This window comes from Planctomycetota bacterium, assembly GCA_038746835.1.
Taxonomy (GTDB): domain Bacteria; phylum Planctomycetota; class Phycisphaerae; order Tepidisphaerales; family Tepidisphaeraceae; genus JBCDKH01.
In genome coordinates, this window is record JBCDKH010000046.1 from 1 (window position 1) to 21,142 (window position 21,142).

20 protein-coding genes are annotated in these 21,142 nt (G+C 65.4%); 12 read left to right on the forward strand and 8 right to left on the reverse strand.

The features are described from left to right. The 3 genes from AAGI46_06690 to AAGI46_06700 form a co-directional block, all read left to right on the forward strand. The coding region (locus AAGI46_06690) for a hypothetical protein (GenBank protein ID MEM1011893.1) at positions 1-2,377 on the forward strand (2,377 nt) is incomplete at its 5' end. 338 nt (positions 2,378-2,715) lie between these two features. Then, complete coding sequence (locus AAGI46_06695) at positions 2,716-3,213, forward strand: PEP-CTERM sorting domain-containing protein (protein MEM1011894.1); 498 nt, start codon at positions 2,716-2,718, stop codon at positions 3,211-3,213. A 137-nt stretch (positions 3,214-3,350) separates the two neighbouring features. Next, positions 3,351-3,917, forward strand: a complete 567-nt coding sequence (locus AAGI46_06700) for an HIT domain-containing protein (GenBank protein MEM1011895.1) — start codon at positions 3,351-3,353, stop codon at positions 3,915-3,917. Here the strand turns inward: AAGI46_06700 and AAGI46_06705 are convergent, their stop codons facing one another. Both AAGI46_06705 and AAGI46_06710 read right to left on the reverse strand, forming a co-directional pair. Further along, positions 3,918-4,721 (reverse strand): pseudouridine synthase, encoded by an 804-nt coding sequence (locus tag AAGI46_06705; GenBank protein MEM1011896.1) that lies wholly within the window; start codon positions 4,719-4,721, stop codon positions 3,918-3,920. Between the two features lie 27 nt (positions 4,722-4,748). Further along, positions 4,749-6,182 (reverse strand): hypothetical protein, encoded by a 1,434-nt coding sequence (locus tag AAGI46_06710; protein MEM1011897.1) that lies wholly within the window; start codon positions 6,180-6,182, stop codon positions 4,749-4,751. Between the two features lie 22 nt (positions 6,183-6,204). On the opposite strand from AAGI46_06710, the gene AAGI46_06715 reads away from it, so the two are divergent. Next, on the forward strand, positions 6,205-6,741 hold the full coding sequence (locus AAGI46_06715) for a YkgJ family cysteine cluster protein (protein ID MEM1011898.1): 537 nt from the start codon (positions 6,205-6,207) through the stop codon (positions 6,739-6,741). 174 nt (positions 6,742-6,915) lie between these two features. Next, entirely contained in the window at positions 6,916-7,740 is an 825-nt protein-coding gene (locus tag AAGI46_06720; GenBank protein ID MEM1011899.1) for a dienelactone hydrolase family protein, read from the forward strand. 95 nt (positions 7,741-7,835) lie between these two features. Here the strand turns inward: AAGI46_06720 and AAGI46_06725 are convergent, their stop codons facing one another. Beyond that, a complete protein-coding gene (locus tag AAGI46_06725) occupies positions 7,836-8,969 on the reverse strand; it encodes a PfkB family carbohydrate kinase (protein ID MEM1011900.1) in 1,134 nt (377 codons plus the stop codon). Positions 8,970-9,054: 85 nt separating this feature from the next. Here AAGI46_06725 and AAGI46_06730 point away from each other — a divergent pair, with 85 nt between their 5' ends. Genes AAGI46_06730 through zwf form a run of 5 tightly spaced genes read left to right on the forward strand, consistent with a single transcriptional unit; the run spans position 9,055 to position 13,010 of the window. Continuing rightward, positions 9,055-10,011 carry a sugar phosphate nucleotidyltransferase gene (locus tag AAGI46_06730; protein ID MEM1011901.1) on the forward strand — a complete coding sequence of 319 codons (957 nt, stop codon included), beginning with the start codon at positions 9,055-9,057 and terminating at the stop codon, positions 10,009-10,011. A gap of 2 nt (positions 10,012-10,013) precedes the next feature. Beyond that, positions 10,014-10,220, forward strand: coding sequence for a hypothetical protein (locus AAGI46_06735; GenBank protein MEM1011902.1), 207 nt, complete (start codon positions 10,014-10,016; stop codon positions 10,218-10,220). Between the two features lie 29 nt (positions 10,221-10,249). Beyond that, a complete protein-coding gene (locus AAGI46_06740) occupies positions 10,250-10,810 on the forward strand; it encodes a hypothetical protein (protein ID MEM1011903.1) in 561 nt (186 codons plus the stop codon). 7 nt (positions 10,811-10,817) lie between these two features. Next, a complete protein-coding gene (locus AAGI46_06745; GenBank protein ID MEM1011904.1) occupies positions 10,818-11,417 on the forward strand; it encodes a TlyA family RNA methyltransferase in 600 nt (199 codons plus the stop codon). A 45-nt stretch (positions 11,418-11,462) separates the two neighbouring features. Continuing rightward, positions 11,463-13,010, forward strand: coding sequence for a glucose-6-phosphate dehydrogenase (gene zwf, locus AAGI46_06750; protein ID MEM1011905.1), 1,548 nt, complete (start codon positions 11,463-11,465; stop codon positions 13,008-13,010). A 173-nt stretch (positions 13,011-13,183) separates the two neighbouring features. Here zwf and AAGI46_06755 read toward each other — a convergent pair whose 3' ends face one another. The 5 genes from AAGI46_06755 to AAGI46_06775 all read right to left on the reverse strand — a co-directional run bounded on the left by AAGI46_06755 (position 13,184) and on the right by AAGI46_06775 (position 18,341). After that, on the reverse strand, positions 13,184-13,888 hold the full coding sequence (locus AAGI46_06755) for a hypothetical protein (GenBank protein ID MEM1011906.1): 705 nt from the start codon (positions 13,886-13,888) through the stop codon (positions 13,184-13,186). 100 nt (positions 13,889-13,988) lie between these two features. Then, positions 13,989-15,518, reverse strand: a complete 1,530-nt coding sequence (locus AAGI46_06760) for a glycine--tRNA ligase (protein ID MEM1011907.1) — start codon at positions 15,516-15,518, stop codon at positions 13,989-13,991. A 147-nt stretch (positions 15,519-15,665) separates the two neighbouring features. Continuing rightward, positions 15,666-15,941, reverse strand: coding sequence for a 30S ribosomal protein S20 (gene rpsT, locus AAGI46_06765; GenBank protein ID MEM1011908.1), 276 nt, complete (start codon positions 15,939-15,941; stop codon positions 15,666-15,668). Between the two features lie 207 nt (positions 15,942-16,148). Further along, a complete protein-coding gene (locus tag AAGI46_06770; protein ID MEM1011909.1) occupies positions 16,149-17,567 on the reverse strand; it encodes a hypothetical protein in 1,419 nt (472 codons plus the stop codon). Between the two features lie 57 nt (positions 17,568-17,624). After that, entirely contained in the window at positions 17,625-18,341 is a 717-nt protein-coding gene (locus AAGI46_06775; protein ID MEM1011910.1) for an SDR family oxidoreductase, read from the reverse strand. A gap of 50 nt (positions 18,342-18,391) precedes the next feature. Between AAGI46_06775 and AAGI46_06780 the strand changes: the two genes are divergently transcribed. Further along, positions 18,392-19,774 carry an AAA family ATPase gene (locus AAGI46_06780; protein ID MEM1011911.1) on the forward strand — a complete coding sequence of 461 codons (1,383 nt, stop codon included), beginning with the start codon at positions 18,392-18,394 and terminating at the stop codon, positions 19,772-19,774. A gap of 10 nt (positions 19,775-19,784) precedes the next feature. Then, positions 19,785-21,125 carry a tetratricopeptide repeat protein gene (locus tag AAGI46_06785; protein MEM1011912.1) on the forward strand — a complete coding sequence of 447 codons (1,341 nt, stop codon included), beginning with the start codon at positions 19,785-19,787 and terminating at the stop codon, positions 21,123-21,125. Positions 21,126-21,142 lie beyond the last annotated feature (17 nt).

The following is a 21,142-nucleotide window of genomic DNA, read 5'->3' on the forward strand; positions in this document are numbered from 1 at the left end:
CGGTGTCAACTTCCACAGCGTCACGCGTGACAGCGGCTCGGGCACCCGCAACCAGGGCGCCAACAACCTCGTCCTCGACCCGAGCTTCGGCCAGGGTGAGCGCGACCGCGTCCAGCTCATCGACGCCAACGGCGACTCGATTGGCGCCGAAGCCAACCCGCGTCGCGACCGTCTCGGCGGTGGCAGCGCGCCCAACACGGCCGAATACGGCCCGTCGGCCATCGCCACCTTCGCCGACAAGCGTTCCGGCTCGTCCGCCCTTCGCCCCACGGTCCAGAGCCAGCGCATGGCGTTGGGCGTCCTGTCCGTCGGCGACGTCGGCACGCGAGGCTTGAGCCCCACCGAGGATCGACCCGTCCGCGTCCTAGCTATCGACTTCGAAGGCGATGACTTCGTCGGCACGGGTGATCCCGGCGCCGTCCAGCCGACCGCGGACAACGTCACCAGCGGCAAGTACCAGCTCTGGTCCGCCGCCCAGGCCGTCACGGTTCGCGGCACGCTCGCAACCGGTGCCGACTCCAATGGCCAGCTGACCGGTGGCACGAGTCAGGCCGCCAGCGTCAACGGTGCCCTCTTCAATCCCGACGGCAGCCTCGCCGGCGGCACCATCCTGAACGACGTCGACGACGACGGCTCGGGCACCGGCATCGTCAAGAAGTTTCTCCAGAACATTACTTCCGAAGGTTCGCTGCAGGACTTCACGGCCCCTGACCCCAACACGGTCACGCCGCTCGACTCGATCATCGCCGCCGGCTTCATCCCGCTGCCGCTGATGGACGTCACCAAGACGTTCGACGGCGACACGCAGACGACCGACACCCGCTCAACCGATGCCGACGCGATCTACGCCGGCTCCGCCGGTGACGAGCTCCGTGCCAACCTGACCTTCGCCCGTGCTGGCGACTACAACGGTGCCGCCGCGACGCAGCAGCGTTACCGCATCTATGACGTCGCCAACACCAGCGACAAGCGCAACAACCCGGTCGGCAACGTCGAGATTCCCTTCACCGACCGCATCTTCCTCGCCGGTGACCTGACGGGTGACGGCGTTCGTGACCTCGAGGACGTCGAAGCCTGGGCAACCGCGTTTGCCGACACGGCTGACTTCCTCGCGGCCAACACCGACATCACCTCGGGTGGCCCGACCGTCGTCAGCACCGCCCCAGGCGGCGAGCTCGATGCGACCGACGTCCTCGATCAGCAGCGTGCAGGCCTGCTCGCCCTGACCGACCTGAACGGCGACGGCAACGTCGAAGTCGTCGGACCGGGTGGCGTTGTCGAATACAAGCCCGAGAACTACGCCGAGTTCGGTGCCAATGCTGGCGTCGCCGGTGGCGTTGATCGCGTCGTCGCCATCAGCCGCGAAGACGTCCGCTTCTTCCTCTACGGCTCGGCCGTCGACACCTCGGCCTTCGCAACCGCCCAGGAGAAGCGTGAGCTCGGTGTCCGTCTCGGCCAGCTCAAGAAGAACGAGGCCATCGCTCGCTACAACGCCCAGCTCGACCTGCTCGCCACCAACGGCGACATCACGCAGGGCGAGGCCGACGCCGCCAAGTTCGATCCGCTGGACGTCAACCATGACGACATCAGCGAGCTCGAAGACGCCCGCATCGTCGATCGCAACATCGGGAAGGACTACACCAACCTGACCGACGTCATCACGACCGGCGACGACCTCATCGCCGCCGAGCTGACCGATGACAACGTCATCACCTTCGTCAGTGTCGACGGCGTCACAAGCGACTTCGAGACCATCTATGAGGGTCTCGTCGCCGAGAACAAGGCCGTTCGGGCAGACTTCGACCTGAACGGGACCGTCAATCTGGCCGACTTCGGTGCACTTCGCGCCGGCTTCGGTGGCAGCTCGGTCGGCGTTGGCTACAGCAGCGGCGAAACCGACTACGACGGCGACACCGATCTTTCCGACTTCGGCACGCTCCGGGCGAACTTCAATGCCACCGTCGGCAGCAGCTCGGTCGCATTCGACGTCAGCGACAACCTCGACTTCGAGCTCCTCGTCAACTGGAACACCGGTGAGGTCACCCTCGTCGGCTCCGGTGACATCGCCGGCATCCAGGTGCTGAGCGGAGACGACGACCTTGTCGAAGGTCAGGTCGATCTGCTCGGGCTGACGGAGCTCATTGATTCCGCCGGCAACATCGCTGGCGGCCTCGTGTCGGGTTCCATCGCCCTCGACGGCACCTACAGCCTCGGCGACATCGTCAGCCGGTTCGGTGGCAAGGATCTCGACGTGAGCCTCCTGGGTGCGGGCGGCACGCTCTACGCCCCGGCGATCACGCTGATCCCCGAGCCGACCCTGGGCCTGGCGGGCTTTGCGGCGGGCAGTCTGCTCCTCCGCCGTCGCCGGCAGGCTTGATCTGATGCGTTGAGAGGCGATGTATCGCTTCTCTTCGAAATACCTATCTTCACAACTCTGCCCCGCCTCTCACATGTTGAGGCGGGGCAGCTTCGTTTGTTGGGCGAGCGAAGCGGCCGAAAACAGCCGCTGAGCAGTCTGAGGGTGAGTTCCAGCTGCTCCTGCGTACTTCGATGAAGAAAAATCCCGCTGAGGCTGAATTTTGCCGTTCCGCGATGGGGCAGACGTTGTAAAGTGCGTCCGTTGGGTGACCGGCGTCGGTCGCCGGATCCCCCTGGCTTGTGCACTCTTTGCCACCAGTAACCATCCCCATCCACGTGGAGACGGAGAAACCGCTCATGAAGACCACCATTCTTGCTGCCGCTGTCGCGGCTGTTGCCGTTCCGAGCCTCGCCTCGGCCCAGGATTTCTCGTTCATTGTCGATCCGGCCACCGGCGGCGTGACGCTTGAATCGAGTGTGCCGTTTGCCGGCTTCACTTTCACAAGTGACTCCGATGCCCTTCTGCCGGACAACCTCCCGTTTGCGGGTGGCAACCCGGGCTCGGGCCTCATCCTGCTCGATCCGAACACGTTTACCGTTCTCTCGGTCTTGAGCTCGCTTCCTTCCGACATTTCGGGCGGAACGACCGGTGCCGCAGTCGGTGCTGGTGTCTACGACCTTGGCTCGATCGTTGACATCGCTGCCCTCAGCGATGGTCCGGACGCTGGCCTCGCTCTGACGTACCTGACTGACACCAATGAGGTGCAGCCCGGCGTCGTCGTGATTCCTGAGCCGGCCACCGCTGGCCTCATGGGCATCGCCTCGCTCGGCCTGCTCCGTCGCCGCCGCGCCTGAGTCACCCGACGACTCAGTCGCAGGTCACGGACCTGACTCTGCAGCGACCCGCTGGCCTCGGCCGGCGGGTCGTTGCTTTTCGTAGTTACGCCATCGCCGGAACATCAACAGTCCCAGCCTCCGACCTACGCTCTCGCGTGGCCGGCACTCGTGAACAGCTCCATGCGCCGTGGCGGATGGAGTACATCCGATCGCTCGAAAAGGACCCAGTCGGTCGCGATCCGCTCGCCGATCGGTTCGCCGGGTGTTTCCTCTGTGCTGCCGCCAACATCGACGTCGCTGTTGCGGAGCTGGGCGAGGAGCGATCCGCCGCCATGCGACGCCGGCTGGTCATTCGCATCAGCGACCACTGCGTCAGCGTCATCAACCGCTTCCCCTACACCAGCGGCCACGTCATGGTCGCCCCGAGACGCCACGTCGCGGAACTCGAACATCTCACGGCTGACGAGGCGATGGACTTGCATTCCGAAACTGTCCGCGTCATCCAGCTGCTTCGCGACGTCATGAACCCGCAAGGCTTCAACGTCGGCATCAACCTCGGCACCGCTGCTGGCGCAGGCATCCCCGGCCACCTGCATCGTCACATCGTGCCTCGCTGGGCGGGCGACACGAACTTCATGAGCGTCGTCGGCGACGTCCGTGTCGTCCCACAGATGCCCGAGACACTCTGGGACATCCTCCAGGAACGCCTCGGTCGCGGCTGATCAGGCCCGACCGAGTCCGACCGCCTGACGCAGTTCTCGGAGTTCTCGCGGCGTGAGCGGCCGGCTGGACCCCTCGGGCAGCTCACGCATCTGCAGTGGCCCGATCCGCGTTCGTCGGAGGTCGCGGACCTTGTGCCCGAGCGACGCCAGCATTCGGCGGATCTGCCGATTCCGGCCCTCCTTGATTGTCAGCTCCAGGACGCTCCGCTCGCGATCCCGGCGGACGATTTTGATCGTCGCCGGTGCAGTCTTGCTGCCACGGGTGGTCGTGCGATCGACCAGGAAGATGCCGTCACCCAGCTCATCCGCGGCTTCGGGCGTGACTTCGCCATCACAGACGACGCGGTAGGTCTTGGGCACGCCGAATGACGGATGCGTGAGCCGATGAGTCAGTTCGCCGTCGTCCGTGAGCAGCAGCAATCCCCGGCTTGTCGCATCCAGTCGACCGACAGGCCAGACACGCCGGCGAAAGTCAGGTGGCAGGAGGTCGATCGCCAGTGTCTGCCGACGCCCGGCCGTCGTCTGGGCGACGTTCGTGCAGACCACATGCTCCGGCTTGTTCATCAGGATATACGCATGCGAAGATCGCTTTCCGCCCGGACGCGCAGCCGCCGGACCCCGCACCCGCTCGCCGTCGACGCGGAGCTCGTCTGAGGCCGGATCGACAAGGCACGGCAGCCTGCGGACGACGTCGCCGTTGACCGTCACCCGACCTGCCAGAACCAGCTCTTCGCACGCGCGACGCGAGGCGACGCCGGCGCCAGCGAGGACCTTCTGAATGCGTTCTCGTCCATCGTCCGTCACGGACGGGCACGATAGGAAGTCGTTGCGTCACTCGACCGGTCGCTGCTGTTGCAGCAGCCAATCGACCGCGTCGCCGATGGCGTGCTGGACAATGCCGACGTGGCCTTCGTCTTCGTAGAGCTGAAATCGCGCCGGCGAACCCGCGTCGCGAACCGCCTGCACAACGGATTCGAGACGTTCGACGCGAAAGATCCTGTCACGACCCGCCGCCAGCATGAACGTCGGCAGTGCGTTCGTCGCCACCACCGGTCGGCCGCCACCCGCGACCAGGGCGACCGCAGCAAACGTCTCGTTCACCGGCCCGTCCGGATCGCCCAGCGTCCAACCCGTCAGCGTGATCGCCCCGAGCGAGTGGCCGACGGCGTAAACACGACGCTCGTCGACCGGATACCGCTCGACCAGAGCCTCGACCAGATCAACCGCCCTGTCGCCGCGTCCGACCAGCGGGTACGTCTGCGGCGAGACCAGAATGAACCCTTCGCGATCGGCAAGACGCCGCAGCTTCCCATCGCCGTAGCCGAGGATGAACATGTTCTCGTCCGCACCGGCTCCGTGGAGCGCGACAATCAGCGGGACCGGCTTGGCGTCGCGAACGACGTAGGACGGCACGTGCACGATGGCCGGTAGACCCGCGAAGGTCGCCCAGTACGTGCCGGCCTTGCCGACGTACGGATCACGCCCTTCCACCACTGCCGATGTCTCGCAAACGAGGTCGCGCGCCAGCGTGTGCGGCAGCTCGACAAGCGACGCCGGCCGACCTTCCACGCCGATCGGCTGAAGCAGCTTGAGCCGATCACGAAGGACATCGGCGGCCTGCGATGTCTGGCCCGCCGCGTCGAGCCTTGCCGTCAGCTCCCTCGCGAGCGCCGGCGGCGTCTTGTCGACGACGCTGAACTCGTGCCGCAGCCAGAAGACGCCATTCGTGCCGAGAAAGCCCAGCTGATAGTCGCCGGCCTTGCGAACGCGCGTCTCGATGCTCTGGCCGTCGGGATCCATCCGGAACGTCGCGAGCGTCTTGTCGCCGTTGCGGATGACCATCGGCAGGCGTCGCGGCTGACGTTCGACGTCGTACATCGGCTTGACGCTGATGCCGAACGTTTCCCCGGCCAGCGGAATCGGCGGGTCGAGCCGGATGAGCGTCGCCCGAGCCGCCCGATCGACCGGGCCGTCCAGCTCGATCGGCAGCATCGCGTCGGTCATGCGCGCGAACTCCTGCGCCGCACGCGTCCACTGCTGGCGAAAAACGAGGCCAGAAAGCCAGTCGTACCGGCGATTGACCTGCCGCCGAAGATCGCCAGTCGGCGGATGCGTTTCGAGGGTTCGCTCGAAGGTTTGGAAGCTCCGCGCGACGTCGTACGGGCCGATCTCGATCTGGGCGACGCTCGGCCGGGTCGTCTGCGCCCACGCTGCCGAGCACGACAGCAGTAAGACCAGTCCGACACGACACAAGAACGACCACATCGCAGAGACCGTACGGTCCCGTGTGTCGCGAGACCCGACGCCACCCGATCAAGCCGCCGGAGCGATCGCCCTGCCGGTCGTCGAGGAGCCGTGGTACGCCGACGGCCTGCGGTTTCGCTGCACGACCTGCGGGAACTGCTGCACGGGCCCGGCGGGCTATGTCTGGATCGACGACGAAGAAGTCGCCGGCTTGGCCGAGCACCTGAAGCTCGAAGAGCGCGACTTCCGCAAGCAGTTCGTCCGCAAGATCGGCAAGCGGCTGAGCCTTCGCGAGCACCGCCAGCCCAACGGCGAGTACGACTGCGTCTTCCTGAAGCCACTCCCCGGCGACAAGCCTGGCCGACGCAAACGCGGCTGCAGCATCTATCAGCACCGGCCATTGCAGTGCCGCACCTGGCCCTTCTGGGGCGGCGTGCTCCAGAGCAGAGAGGCGTGGGACCACTGCAAATCGACCTGCCCCGGCATGGATTCCCCAAAAGGCCGGCACTACACCGCAGACGAAATCGAAGCCATCCGCGACGCCGACGACTGGCCGAAGTCGCCGCCATCGTCCGCCTAGCGATGGAAGACTAAGCGGTCATCCTGAGCGAGCGCAGCGAGTCGAAGGACCTCGTTTGAGCGAGCGTGCAGAGGCAATCGAGGTCCCTCGGCTGCGCTCGGGATGACGGAGGGAGGTCGCGAACCGCGATCTCCGGCCGTTCCGGAGAACGTGCCGCAGTGGTAGCTTTCACGCATGCGACGACTTCTGACCGCTGCCTTGCTTGCCGCGACGCCTGCGGCGTTTGCTGACGACATCGAAACGCTCGACTTCTCCTACGCCCTGCCCAACGGCGAAGAGGCTACCTCGGTCGTCTTCTTTCCAGAGGAGGCCGAAGGGGAAGAGGTGCCGGTCATCTTCGTCATTCCTGAGTGGTGGGGCCTGAACGACTACGCGAAGATGCGTGCCGAAGACCTCGCCCACGAGGGCTACGTCGCCATCGCGCTCGACATGTACGGCGGCGACCGGGTAACCGAAGACCCCGGCCAGGCCGGACAGTGGGCAGGTGCCGCCCAGCAAGTCGGGCTCGGCGTGCTGGCCGGTGCCGGGATCGATGCGGCGGAGGCAGCGCTGGACGACCTCGACATCGACGCCGACGGCATGGGTGCGATCGGCTTCTGCTTCGGCGGCTCCACGGTGGTGGCGCTGGCTCAGAGCGACTGGGCCGACCGGCTCGACGGCGTCGTCAGCTTCCACGGCGGGCTGTCGAAGGACTCCGCTCCGCAAGGCGACTACGCCGGCCCGCCGATGCTAATCCTCCATGGCGGGGCCGATCCGCTCGTCCCGCCGGACGCGTTCGGCGGGTTCGTTCAACAGGCCGTGACTGCCGGTGTGCCGCTGTCGATCGTCAACTTCCCCGACGCTGTCCACGCCTTCACGAATCCCGGTGCCGACGCCAAGGCCGAGGAGTATCCACAACTCGCCGGTGCGATCGCCTTCGATGAAGAGGCGACGGAGGTCAGCTTCGAAGTGATGTTCGAGTTCTTCGAAATCACCATCGGCGAGCTGGACGATGATTGAGGGCGGAGACTTGTGACTCGTGAACTTGTTACTCGGGCAGAGCGACTCGTGGCTCTGGCCCAAGTTCACCCTCACCGCGCCAAACAATTCACCAATCACTCAGGATCCGGAAGCTCCGCGACGAAGCCAGCCAGCGTCTGCAGGCTCGGCGACTCCGCGCTCCGGACGTAGTGGCCACTGGTGGCGACGCCGCAGCAGAGGCTTTGTTCGAGATCGAGCCCAAGCGTTCGGCCGAGCATGAAGCCAGCGTTGAAGTGGTCGCCGGCACCGGTGCTGATCTTCGGCTGCTTCACGAACGGTCCAGCGAACTCCGCAGACGCATCGGCCGTCGCCGCGGCGGCACCGGCACGCGGGTGGACGACCGCACAGTGGATGCCGAGCGCTTCACGGATCGCTGACGCCGCACCGGGCAGGTCATCGGTCGTCGGCTCGTCGAGCTTCAGCACGGCCGCAACCTGCTTCGCTTCGCTCAGGTTCATGCCGAGCGTGACGTCGGCGAACTCCTGCATTTTGCCGAGCAGCTTGACCGCGTAGCTTAAATCGTCGCGTGTCCGCTTCTCGGGGTCGGCCAAGTCAACGAAGACGTGACGACGCGGCCCGTTGGTCCACTCGGGCAGCTCGCCAAGCACGTCGCCGATGAGCTTGGCCCAGATGCGGCTCATCTGCGGCAACATCGTCCAGTTGACCATCGCGACCAGCTTGCTCCGGCCGAGCAGCCGCTCGAACGTCTCGGGCCCGAGCCGGCCGACGAGGTTTTCCCACGTGATGTCCTTGAGCGACTCGTGCTTGCCGAACATCAGCTTGCCGTCGCTGAACTCCAGGGCGTCGGTGAACGCCGGCTGGGCGATGCTGCGGATGTCCGCACGCCTGCCGAACTCGGCGAAGATCGGATCGACGTCCGGGTAGCCGAGGTTGCCGACGTAGGTGACGTCCAGCCCAAACGACGCGAGCGCGTTGGCCATGATCGGCCCGTTGCCGCCGAGCTTCCGGGTCTTGACGACCAGCTCCAGGTTCGAGCTCATCCCGGCCGCCGCGGAAATCTTGCTTCCGAGGCGATCAATGCTCTCGACTGCCGCGTAGTCGGTCGCACTCTCCCGCGTCTCGACGACATCGCAGATGGTGTCGATGAAGCCGTCGAACCCCACGAGACACGTCAGCGAAGAGGCGGACCCCGAGGCGTCGGAAAGGGCTTTTGCGGTCGCTTGGCAAACGTCGGCGCGGGCTGTCATGGCGCGATGATACCGAGCCGCCTGATCCTGATCAGGACCATCTCGCGTTGTCGCAGGTCGATCGTTATGGTGGCCGCGCCAAACCATGCCACGCGTCCGCAAAGCCGTCATTACTGCCGCTGGTCGCGGCACCCGTCAGTACCCGGCGACCAGTGCGTTGCAGAAGGAGATGATCACGCTGGTCGATCGCGACGGGCTGACCAAGCCGACGCTCCAGCTCATCCTTGAAGAGTGCGTCGAGAGCGGCATCGACGAGATCTGCATCGTCGTCAGCCCCGGCGGTGACACGGCCCTGCGCGAGTACTTCAAGCGGATGGACGACCAGACCGCCCGCTCCTTCCGCGGCAAGGACTGGGCAATCCTCGAAAGCGAAAACCTCGGCAGCATCGGCGATCGCTTGACCTTCGTGACGCAGGAAACGCCCGAAGGCTTCGGGCATGCCGTCTACCAAGCACGCGACTTTGTGGGTGACGAGCCGTTCGTCCTGCTCCTGGGCGATCACGTCTACATCAGCGACGAGAAGGACCGGTGCGTCCTGCAGCTCATCAAGACCTTCGAGAAGTTCGGCCTCGACGCGTGCACCGGCGTTCAGCCAACGATCGAGCGGCTGCTCTACCTCTTCGGCACGATCAAGGGAAAGCCTTACGACGTCGAAAAGGGGCTCTTTCAAGCAGAACTAATCATCGAAAAGCCGGACGTCGAGGTCGCTCGCGAGAAGCTCGTCACACCCGGCTTGCCCGCGGGTAACTTCCTGACGCACTTCGGCATCCACGTCTTCGGGCCGGGCATCTTCGATTCGATCGAGCACCACATCACCAACAACATCCGCGACAAGGGCGAGATTCAGTTCACCAGCGCCCAGGAGCACCTTCGCCAGAACTGCGAGATGTACTGGGCCCAGATCGTCCGTGGGCAGCGATACGACATGGGCATTCCCTACGGCCTGATCGAGACGCAGCTCGCCCTGGCGTTGGCGAGCGACCACCGTGCGCAGGTCTGTGAGGCGATCGCCCGCATCCTGGCGATGCAGATCAAGGAGTGACCATGAAACGCTTTCGAATGATGCTGCTCGCTCTTCCGCTTCTGGCACTCCTTGCCGGCTGCGAGCTCGAGCCCGAGGACGAGCCGTTGTCGGCACAGGACGCACTCGACGCGGACCGGCGAATGCAGGCCGACGCGGATGCGTTGCTGCGTGAGAAGAGCCCGAACGACGTCGTCCCGCCGGCACTTGTCACACCTCAGGAGCAATGAGGCAGCTGCGTTCGTACACTTGTGGTGCCATGGACCGCTCGCTGCTAGCACTGCTTCTCGTCGTCTTGACCGCTACCGGCCTCGCCGGATGTGCAACGCGTGAGAACCCGGACGACCTCGACGTTGCGGCCGTCCCGCTGGAGTACGACGAGGCCATGCTCGTCCGCGACTGGCCTCGCACCACGACGCACTACCTCGGCGGTGGCGTTCAAGCTGGGCCGAGCTACTACCCGCTCGCGCCGGCCGGGCTGGCTGAAGAAGACAAGGGCGACGAGAACATCGCACGCCTGACGGACGGCCTGTTCTTCCTCGTCAACACGGCGATTCTGCCGGTCCAGCTCATCCTCGATCCGCCGGTGATGAGCGAGACCTACCGGCCTGGCGATGTCGCGCCGACTTTCCACGCAGTCCCGCCGATGGATCGTCGTGTCGAGACGCTGACGCCCGTCGTCGTCGTAGCCGAGGCAGAAGCAGCACCGACGACGCGACCTGACGAGGCGGCTGTCCAGCCGAAGGACGAGCCCGAAGTCGAGTCCCCCGTCGAGGAAACGACCAGGCCGACGACCCGGGTCTTTCTGCCGGCCAAGTGATCCTGCCGTGTCGGCCGACCCGTCGCACCCGTTCGTCTCTCGCGGCGGCCTGAAACTCGACGCCGCCCTGCGTGCCTTTGACCTCTCCGTCGAGGGCTGTGTCGCGTGCGACCTCGGCTGCAGCACGGGTGGCTTCACGGACGTCCTGCTGCGTCACGGTGCCGCCCGGGTCTACGCCGTCGACACCGGCTACGGCGTGCTCGATTGGAAGCTTCGCAACGACCCGCGCATCGTCGTCATGGAGCGACAGAACGCGATGCATGTCGAGCTGCCGGAGCCGGTCGACCTCGTCGTCGCCGACGCCGGCTGGACCCGGCAAGTAAAGCTGCTGCCGAACGTCGTCAAGCTGCTCGGCGAGACGGGAGGCGATGTCGTGACACTCGTCAAGCCGCACTACGAGGTGCCACGCGACGCCGTGCCGCGCGGCGGCGTGCTGGCAGACGACGTCGCCCGCGCGACGCTCGAACGCCTCTTGCCCGAGATCGTGGCCTTCGGGTTCGAAGTCCTCGGCACGATCGACAGCCCCATCCGCGGCAGCCGGGGCAAAACCGCTCACGGGAACATCGAGTTTCTGGTCCACCTTCGACGCTCTTCTGACGCCGTGTGACCTCGGGCATTGCCCCATCGCGTTGCGTTCGCCATCATCAGTCCCATGCCGAAGCGCGACCCTTGCATTCTCGTCATCTTCGGTGCCAGCGGAGACCTTGCGAAACTGAAGCTGCTGCCGGCGTTGTACAAGCTCGCATCGCAGAAGTTGCTGCCGGATGACCTGGTTCTGGTCGGCTACTCGCGCACCAAGATGAGCGACGACGACTTTCGCCAGCGGTTCCGCGAGGCCGCGACCGACAAGCACGACTGCGACCCAGAGCTCATCGATGACCTGTGTTCGCGGACGTACTATCACGCTGGCCAGTACGACGCGGCCGACGATTTCGCGGCGCTAGGCAAGCGGCTCGACGAGCTCGACGCCAAGCACGCGACCAAGGGCAATCGGCTCTTTTACCTCTCCACGCCGCCCAGCACGTTCACGCCCGTCGTCGACCAGCTCGGCGATGCTGGCCTCGTCGAGCGACGTCACCCCGACGACACCGACGCTGACCGTTGGACCCGCGTCGTCATCGAAAAGCCCTTCGGCTACGACCTCGCCACCGCGCGCAAGCTCAACGAAGACCTGCACGGCCGGCTCGACGAGTCGCAGATCTACCGGATCGACCACTACCTGGGCAAAGAGCTCGTCCAGAACATGATGGTCCTGCGGTTTGCCAACGCGATCTTCGAACCGCTGTGGAACCACAACTTCGTCGACCACGTCCAGATCACCGTGGCCGAAAGCGTCTCTGCCGACGATCGTGCCGGGTACTACGACAAGAGCGGCGCGCTGCGCGACATGGTGCAAAACCACATCCTGCAGCTCGTCGCCCTGACGGCCATGGAGCCGCCGGCCGGCTTGGACGACAAGCACACGCGCGACGAGAAGGTCAAGGTCTTCCAGAGCATCCGTCCGATCCGCCAGAGCCAGGCCGCGCACTACGCGGTGCGCGGGCAGTACGGCCTAGGCGAGTTCGGCGGTGGCAAGTCGACTAGCGGTTACACTAGTGCCAAGGGCGTGGGTGACGGCACGACGACCGAAACCTTCGCCGCCATGAAGTTCTACGTCGACAACTGGCGTTGGAGCGGCACGCCCTTTTACGTCCGCACTGGCAAGTGCCTGCCCAGCAAGGTCAGCGAGATCGGCGTTCGGTTCAAGAACCCGCCGCTCACGCTGTTCCAGAAGCAGTGCGAGTCACCGGTCTACCCGAACGACCTGGTCATCCACGTCGCACCAAAGGGCGGCATCAGCATGCGGGTCAACGGCAAGGTGCCGGGCAACGCGTTGTCGATCAAGCCGGTCGCATTCGACTTCGACTACTCCGCAACCTTCGAGAAGGAGCCACCAGAGGCGTACGAGCGGCTCATCGCTGACGCGATCGCGGGCGACCAGAGCCTCTTCATCCGCGGCGACGAGGCCGAGGCCGCGTGGCAGGTGGTCGACCCGGTGCTCCGCGGCTGGTCCGAACTCGACGCCGCCGGCAAGGGCCCCGAGACCTACGCCCCCGGCACCTGGGGCCCCAAAGCTGCCACCGAACTCCTCGCCCGCGACGGACGCTCGTGGATGCAAGACAACTCCGAACCCCAACCCGTCATCGCGTGTGCGTTGTGAGTCAGGACGAGTGTTGCTCGAAGCACGTCAACGATCCCCAACGCGAAAACTCACCGAAGCCGCTGGGCAGAGCGAAGCGTCGCCCCGGGTCTGCGTCCGGACCCGAGGCGACGCTTCGCTCTGCCTACGGCTTCAAAGGTCAATCGGGTGCTTCTGACCTAACAAACCAAACATCAATCTCCGACGGTCTCAGCAGTCAAAACCGCTCGCACGCGGACCGCTTTCACGGGCGTGTTCCCACGCGCACCTTCGATGGGCGGCTGGAAGTTGCCGACAAGCAGGACGTCGACGAACTTGCCGGGCAACGGACGAAGGTTGACGTACACCTCGCGCGGCTGAAGCTCCCGCACGCCGCCGGGCGTTGCGAACGAGATGAAGCTCTTGCCAGCCGCCTTCTCCGTCGCCTCGGCATCGAAGTACCACTCGGCGTCGGCGACATCCTCAGGACGGACCGAGCCGCCTTCGTCCAGCTTCTCCTGAACCGCCACCGCCGACGCGTCGGACAGGGCCAGTTCCATCTCAAAGAAGAAGTAGCTGCCGTCCCAGCCCGCCTCGGTCGCCTCGGCCGGGTCGTCGCTGAAGAGTCGCGCCAGCACCTTCGTGTCGTCGCCCTCACCCTCGGCCCGCAGCCACAGCTTGGCCGGCGGAAACTCGTAGGCCGTCTCAACGTCGTTCTCGTCGATCAGGTAGACGAACGCCGAGTCGCGCGGCTCGTCGTCGATCTCCGGCATCTCCACATCGACCGCAACATTCGGCCGCGTCGCCGGACCCACCGGCTTGCCCGGCATGGCCGTGCCGCCGGTGTCGTCATCGCAACCAACAAGCCCCAGACCGACCAGCGCCGGACCGAGGGCGAGCATGAGAAGACGTCGCGACATCACGAGAGGGACCGAGCCGGCCCGGCACAGTGTACGACATCCGCCATCCACATGCGTTGCATCGCCGGACCAGGTGCCCCGCCATCCGACTCAGCCGTTATCAGACGCCCGCCGCCAGCTTGTCCCGCAGGTACGTCTTGAGCCGGCTGGTGTTGACCTTTTCCTGCTGCATCGAGTCGCGGTCGCGGACGGTGACGGTGTCTTGGCTGATCGTGTCGCCGTCGACGGTGACGCAGAATGGAGTGCCGACTTCGTCCTGGCGGCGATAGCGGCGGCCGACGGCGCCGCCAGCGTCATAGGTGGCGGTCATCTCGGTTCGCAGGTCGTCGTAGATCGCGGTCGCCTTCTCGGGCATGCCGTCCTTCTTGACCAGCGGGAAGACGGCCACCTTCGTCGGGGCCAGGTGCGGGGCGAACTTGAGGACCGTTCGCTTGTCGCCCCCCACCCCGTCGACCTCTTCCTCGCGGTACGCCTCGCAGAGCACGACGAGCACCGCCCGCGTCAGGCCACTGGCGGGTTCGATGACGTGGGGGATGAACTTCTCCTTCGTCGCCTCGTCGTGGTACTTCATGTTCTGGCCGCTGTGCTCCTGGTGGGCGGAGAGGTCGAAGTTGGAGCGGTGGGCGATGCCCTCGAGCTCGCCGTAGTCGGGGGCGGTGAAGGGGTATTGGTATTCGATGTCGACGGTGCCAACGCCGTTCTTGGCGTAGTGGGAGAGCTCGTCCTTTTCGTGGTCGCGAAAGCGGAGCTTGTCGCCAGTCACGCCGAGCGACCGCCACCACTTCATGCGTTCGTCTTTCCAGAAGTCGTACCACTTCTGCGTTTCGGCTTCGTGGCAGAACCACTCCATTTCCATCTGCTCGAACTCGCGTGAGCGAAAGATGAAGTTCCGAGGCGTGACCTCGTTGCGGAACGACTTGCCGATCTGGGCGATGCCGAAGGGCACCTTGACCCGCATCGTGTCGAGGACGTTCTTGTAGTTAAGGAAGATGCCCTGGGCCGTCTCTGGGCGGAGGTAGGCCTTGGAGTCCTCGTCGGCGAGAGCGCCGACGTAGGTCATGAACATCAGGTTGAACTCGCGTGGCTCGGTCAGCGTGCCGGCCTCTTTTGTTGAAGGCGCGACGATGTTCCCATATTGATCCAGCGCGAGACTCGTCAGATTAAGAACGTCGTAATCATCCGGATTTCGCTTCGCCCCGCGTTTGATCTTCTTTTGAGCTTCGGCCTCATCACCCGGCATGAATGCGAAGGCGTTCCCTTGCCCGTCCCGCGGGACGTAGACCTTGACGTGGTCGGCCCGGTATCGCTGCTTCGTCTCGCGGTCGTCCACCATCGGATCGCTGAACCCGCCGACGTGGCCGGAGGCGACCCAGGTCTTGGGGTTCTGGATAATCGACGAATCGAGTCCGACGATGCTGACCGGGCGGCCGTCGGGGCCGATGGGGGGGGATTCGACGGTGCACTTCCACCACGAGTCGCGGATGTTGTTCTTGAGCTGCACGCCCAGCGGGCCGTAGTCCCAGAAGCCGTTCAGGCCGCCGTAGATCTCACTGGCGGGGTAGACGAAGCCGCGTCGCTTGCAGAGCGACACGAGCGATTCCATCGAGACGTGCTGGGTGGCATCCGACATGGGACGGACACCGTAGGGGGGCGTCTGCTCGTGGTAGCCGCGGGCTTACAGCTCGCGGTTCGGAAGGCATCAGGCACTCAACGTTGTAACCGCGGGCTGTAAGCCCGCGGCTACCAGTGATTCTGCGTTGTGGTCAGCAGTCGAGCCTCAGCCCGCGGCGGCGCGGGCTTTGTTCAGCTTGAGCTGGAGCTTGCTGCGGCGGCGGGCGGCGACGTTCTTGTGGAGCGTTGGGGTGCTGGCGACCTTGTCGAGCACGCTGGCGGCCTTGTTCAGCAGCGTCTGGGCCTCGTCGAACTTGCCGGCCTCGATCGCCTCGTCGAACGCCCGCACGGCACTCTTGACCCGGTCCTTCCGCCAGCGGTTGCGGGCGTTGCGTTTCTCGTTTTGACGAATGCGCTTCTTAGCGGACAGGGAGTGGGCCATGGTCGTTACGGGCGTTGGGGAACTCGATCACGCCGACATCCGGCCGGCGGGAAGGGGGAGGGTAGGACGTGTCGGGCGGGTTGGCAGCAGTGAGACGCAGAAAGCTTGAAGGAGGAAGCTTGAAGCTAGAAGGTTCGCCGCGACGCCCGGCTGGCGCTCGTGACCTCTTCTAGCTTCAAGCTTCCTCCTTCAAGCTTTCCGGCTCACTCACGCTTCCTTCTTCTTCGCCCGCAGCTCCTTGATCCGCTTTTGGACGTCGCGGTAGGAGAAGTCCCACCGTGCAATCTGGCTGTACGCCTTGAGGGCTTCGTCGATGTCGTCTTTGCCTTCGTTGGCCCGGCCAAACCAGTAGTAGATGCTCTTGGCCCGGTCGTCGGCGTCGCCCTGGTAGCTCTCGATGACGCCCTGCAAGGTGTCGGCCGCCTCGTCGGGGAAGTCGGCGAGCAGGAACGCCCGGCCGAGCAGGAATCGGCTGTCGTCGCGAACCTTGGCGTCGTTCTGGCTCTGCTGCAGCAGCGGAATCGCTTCGTCGTAGCGGTCCAGGTCGAAAAGTCGGCGGGCCTGCTCGTACTTGTACTTGTTCTCCGTCGGGTAGGCCTTGGCGGCGGAGGCGAAGTGCTCCAGCTCCATCTCCGACTTCTCACGACGGAAATCGACCAGCTCCTTCTGGGCTTCGGCATCGTCAGGATCGGCCTCGGCGACCTGCTTGAGCATCCGCTCGCCCCGCGCGAACTGGCGGATCTTGATTTCGTTGGCCGAGAGCCGCCAGCGGAAGTTCTTGGTTCGTCCGAAGGCCTCTTCGAGGATCGTCAGGGCCTCGTTCTCGTACTTGAGCTCACGGGTCTTGACCAGCGTCTCGACGAGCTTGGCCAGCTTGCCCGGCACATCCGGCTCGGCCCTGTACTCGGCTCGGGCTCGCTCGAGCTGGCCCTGGAGCGCATCGACCGTCTGGATGTCGCTGTCCTTCTCCTGAAGCTCGCGCTGGGTGTCGGCACTGCGGACGCTCTGGCGGAAGTCGCCCTGGTCGTACTTGCCCTCCTGCATCGTCATCTGCGCCGCCAGCTCGCGTAGTTCGTGCTGAAGGCCACCTTCGTCGGGACGCAGCGCTGCCGCTTGGCCGAGGGCATCGGCGGCGAGTTTGAACTCTCCGACGCTCTTGTAGATCTCCTTGAGCCGGATGAAGGCTTCGGCGTCGGGCTTGGCGTTGTCGAGCAGCGCCCGGAACATCATCGGGCCGATCCACGTGACGACGGTGTTGAGCCTCAGCTTGGCAGCGGCCTTGGCGAACAGCTCCATGTGCCCGGTGTTGCCCGGGTCGTTGGCCAGGAGCTTGCGGGCGTTGAGGAAGTTCTCGGCCGGGTCTTTGGTAACGCGTTTGAGCTTCATCGCCGCCAGCGAGCCAATCGGCTTGCCACCGGTGGCTTTGCGTGTGAGGGCGATTTTGCGGAGTGCCGTATGGGCTTCGAGATCGTCCGGAGCGAGCTTGAGACCCTGCAGGTAGAGCTCGATCGCGTAATCCTGCTGGTTGGCCTCGGCGACCTTTTGACCACGATCGAAAAACTTCTGCGCCTTCGACTGAGTTTCCGGAGTGGCGGCGTAGTTGACTTCTTCGGGCGCCTCGGACATGCCGCGAAGCATACCCGCCGGGCTGCTGCTGGGCGAAGAGGCCTCGTCAGCATTTGCTCAGACGCCCCAACCGCCGGCGACGTCGAGCTCGGCACCGGTGATGTACGCCGCCTCGCTGGAACACAGGAAGCTGACCGCGGCCGCCACTTCATCGGCGGTGGCGTAGCGGCCGATCGACGTCAGTGCGACCTGGCCGGCACTGTGATCGCCCGTCGCCGGGTTGAGGTCGGTGTCGACCGGGCCGGGCTGGACGACGTTGCTGGTGATGCCGCGTGGACCCAGGTCGCGTGCCCAGCCGGCCGACAGGCCGCGGATCGCGAACTTGCTCATGGAATAGATCGAGTTGCCGACGAACTGCGCCGCCTTCCCGCCGACCGAGCCGATCGTGACGATCCGGCCGCCATCGGGCATGGTCCGCGTGACCTCGCGTGTCAGGTAGAACACGGCCCGGACGTTGACGTTCAAGACGTCTTCGAACTGCCGATCCGTCACGTCGCCGATGATGCCGGACTCGAAGACGCCGGCGTTGTTGACGAGCACGTCGATCGGCCGGGAAAGCCGGCTCGCCAGCGTCTGGCCGCCGTTGGGTTGGCTGAGATCGGCGTGGACAACCGTGCCGCCGATCTCACTGGCAACCGCCTCGGCCCGATCGCGGCGAGCATTGTAGTGGACAAGCACGTCGAAGCCGTCCGCGGCCAGACGCCGGGCACAGGCGGCGCCGATGCCGCGACTGGCACCGGTCACGAGGGCAGTTCGCCGGGCGGATTCGGTCATGCCCGACCGTATCAACCGGCCGGGCGATTCCGTACGATGACTCGCCGACGATGCCGGACCCCGACGCCACCATCGCCAGTCTCCGCAAGGCCCTGGACGCCACGCCGACCAACGCGGTGCTGCGTGGGCACCTCGCCCAGACGCTCCTGGACGCCGATCGAGCGGAAGAAGCGGAGTCCGAGTTCCGCCGGGCGTCGGCCGACGATCCGACCGATCCGATGCTCAAGCTCGGGCTGGCGTCGGCCTTCGTCGCTCAGAAGAAGCAGTCGCAGGCGATGGTCTTGCTGGAGAGCATCACCAAAGGCGACGACGCCCTGCCCGCGGGCCGTGTGCTGCTGGCCAAGCTGCTGCTCGCCGAGGGCAAGACCGACGACGCCGAGCACCACTACAAGATCGCAATTCGCGAGGACGCCAGCGTCGCGGACAAGGAGCTGAGCAAGGAGCTCGGCATCCGCCCGCAGTTCGGCCCGCACGATCCGGACGAGTTCGACTACCTCATGGCTCAGTCGTCGTCGGGTGCCGGGTTCACCACCGGCGACATGGACGAGGACGAGGAGGACATCCCGTTCGAAAACGTCGAGCGGCCTTCTATCAAGTTCGACGACGTCGGCGGGCTCGAAGACGTCAAAGAGCAGGTGCGGATGAAGATCATCCACCCGCTCGAGCATGCCGAGCTGTACCAGGCGTACGGCAAAAAGCTCGGCGGCGGCATCCTGCTCTACGGCCCGCCCGGCTGTGGCAAGACCCACCTCGCCCGAGCCACCGCCGGCGAAATCGACCGACGGTTCATCTCCGTCGGCATCAGCGACGTGCTGGACATGTGGGTCGGCAATTCGGAAAAGAACCTGCACGCCCTCTTCGAGCGCGCGCGACGCAACAAGCCGTGCGTCCTCTTCTTCGACGAGGTCGACGCGCTCGCTGCCAGCCGGCAGGACATGCGGCAGTCCGCAGGTCGGCATCTCATCAACCAGTTCCTGGCCGAGCTCGACGGGGCCGACCACGACAACGACGGCCTGCTCGTGCTCGCCGCGACGAACGCGCCATGGCACGTCGACCCGGCCTTTCGCAGGCCCGGCCGATTCGATCGCGTCGTCTTCGTCCCGCCGCCGGATGCGCCGGCCCGGGCAGCGATCCTGGAAGCGATGCTCAAGGACAAGCCGACGCAGGACGTCGACCTCGCCAAAGTCGCCAAGTCGGCCGTCGACCTGAGTGGTGCCGACCTTAAGGCCGTCGTCGACGCGGCCGTCGAGGCGAAGCTGGCCGACGCGATGAAGACCGGCAAGCCCGAGCCGATTGGGACGAAAGACCTGCTGCGTGCCCTGAAGCAGGTCCGCCCCAGCACCCGCGAGTGGTTCGACACCGCCAAGAACCACGTCCTCTACGCCAACCAGGGCGGTGCGTACGACGACGTGGCCAAGTTCCTGAAGCTCTGACGACGCTGCCTTGACGAGCGACTACGACGACATCGAACCCGCTGCGCCCGTCGCCGTTCGCGGCGGTGGTGATCAGCCGCTGCAGCGGGCAATGATGCTGATGCAGCAGCGACGCCTTGATGACGCGATCGAGCAGCTGAAGCTTGAGCTTTCGCAGAACCCAGGAAGCGGCGTCGCCCACGGACTCATGGCGTTGTGCCTGCTCGACAAGGGTGACACGGACGCAGCGCTCCGCGAGGCCACTCTCGCGATACAGGCCGATCCGGACGAGGCGTTTTCGTACCACATCCTCTCGCGAGTCCGCACACGTCGCGACGAGGACATCGAGGCCGAGACGGCTGCGCGGGAGGCGCTGCGGCTCGACCCATATCAGTCCGGCTACTACGCCGACCTCGCCAATTCACTGATCGGCCAGGAGCGATGGGCCGAGGCTCTTGAGGCAGCCGATGAAGGCTTGTCCGTCGACCCCGACGACTGGGGCTGTCGCAACCTGCGGGCGACCGTCCTCACCCAACTCGGCCGACGGGACGAAGCCGACGCGACACTTCGTGGCGCGCTCGAACGTGATCCTGATGACAGCCACACTCACGCCAACCTCGGCTGGACGCAGCTGCACAAGAAGCAGCACAAGCTGGCGCTGGAGTCTTTTCGAGAGGCACTCCGGCTCGACCCGACCAACCAGTGGGCCAAGGCCGGGATGGTCGAGGCGCTCAAGGCGAAGAACCCGTTCTACCGCGTGTTCCTGAGCTACATGCTCTGGATGAGCCGGCTGAGCGACAAGGCCCAGTGGGCCGTCATCATCGGAGCGTGGGCGGGCTACCAGGTGTTCAAGGCCGTTGGGCAGAGTGCGCCGGAACTCAAGCCGATCGCGACGGGTGGACTGATCGTCTACGTCGGCTTCGTCGCGGTGACGTGGCTGGCGGTGCCGCTGTTCAACCTGTCGCTGCGGTTCAACAAGTACGGCTGGCACGCGCTCACGCAAGACCAGCGACGCGGGGCCAATCTACTCGGCGGGCTGTTGCTTGCCGCCGGGCTGACGGCCCTGCCGTGGACGTGGTCGCTGGATACGACCTGGCTCTTCGCCGCCGCCATCATCGCGGGGCTGCTCGTGCCGGCGGTCGGGATTCATCGCGTGGCGACCGGCAAACCTCGACTTGGGATGACGGTCTTCTTCGCAGCGATGGCAAGTCTTGCGACGGTGCTCCTCGTCGGCCTCGCGATCGACCCGGAAGGTAAGCTCTTCGACACCGCCCTCTTCGGCATCAGCGTCTGGTACGTCATCGGCGTCATCGCCAGCTTCTGGGCGGTCAACATCTTCGCCAGCAAGTACCCGAACAACACGATCGCATGAAGAGGAGTCGTGTGCCC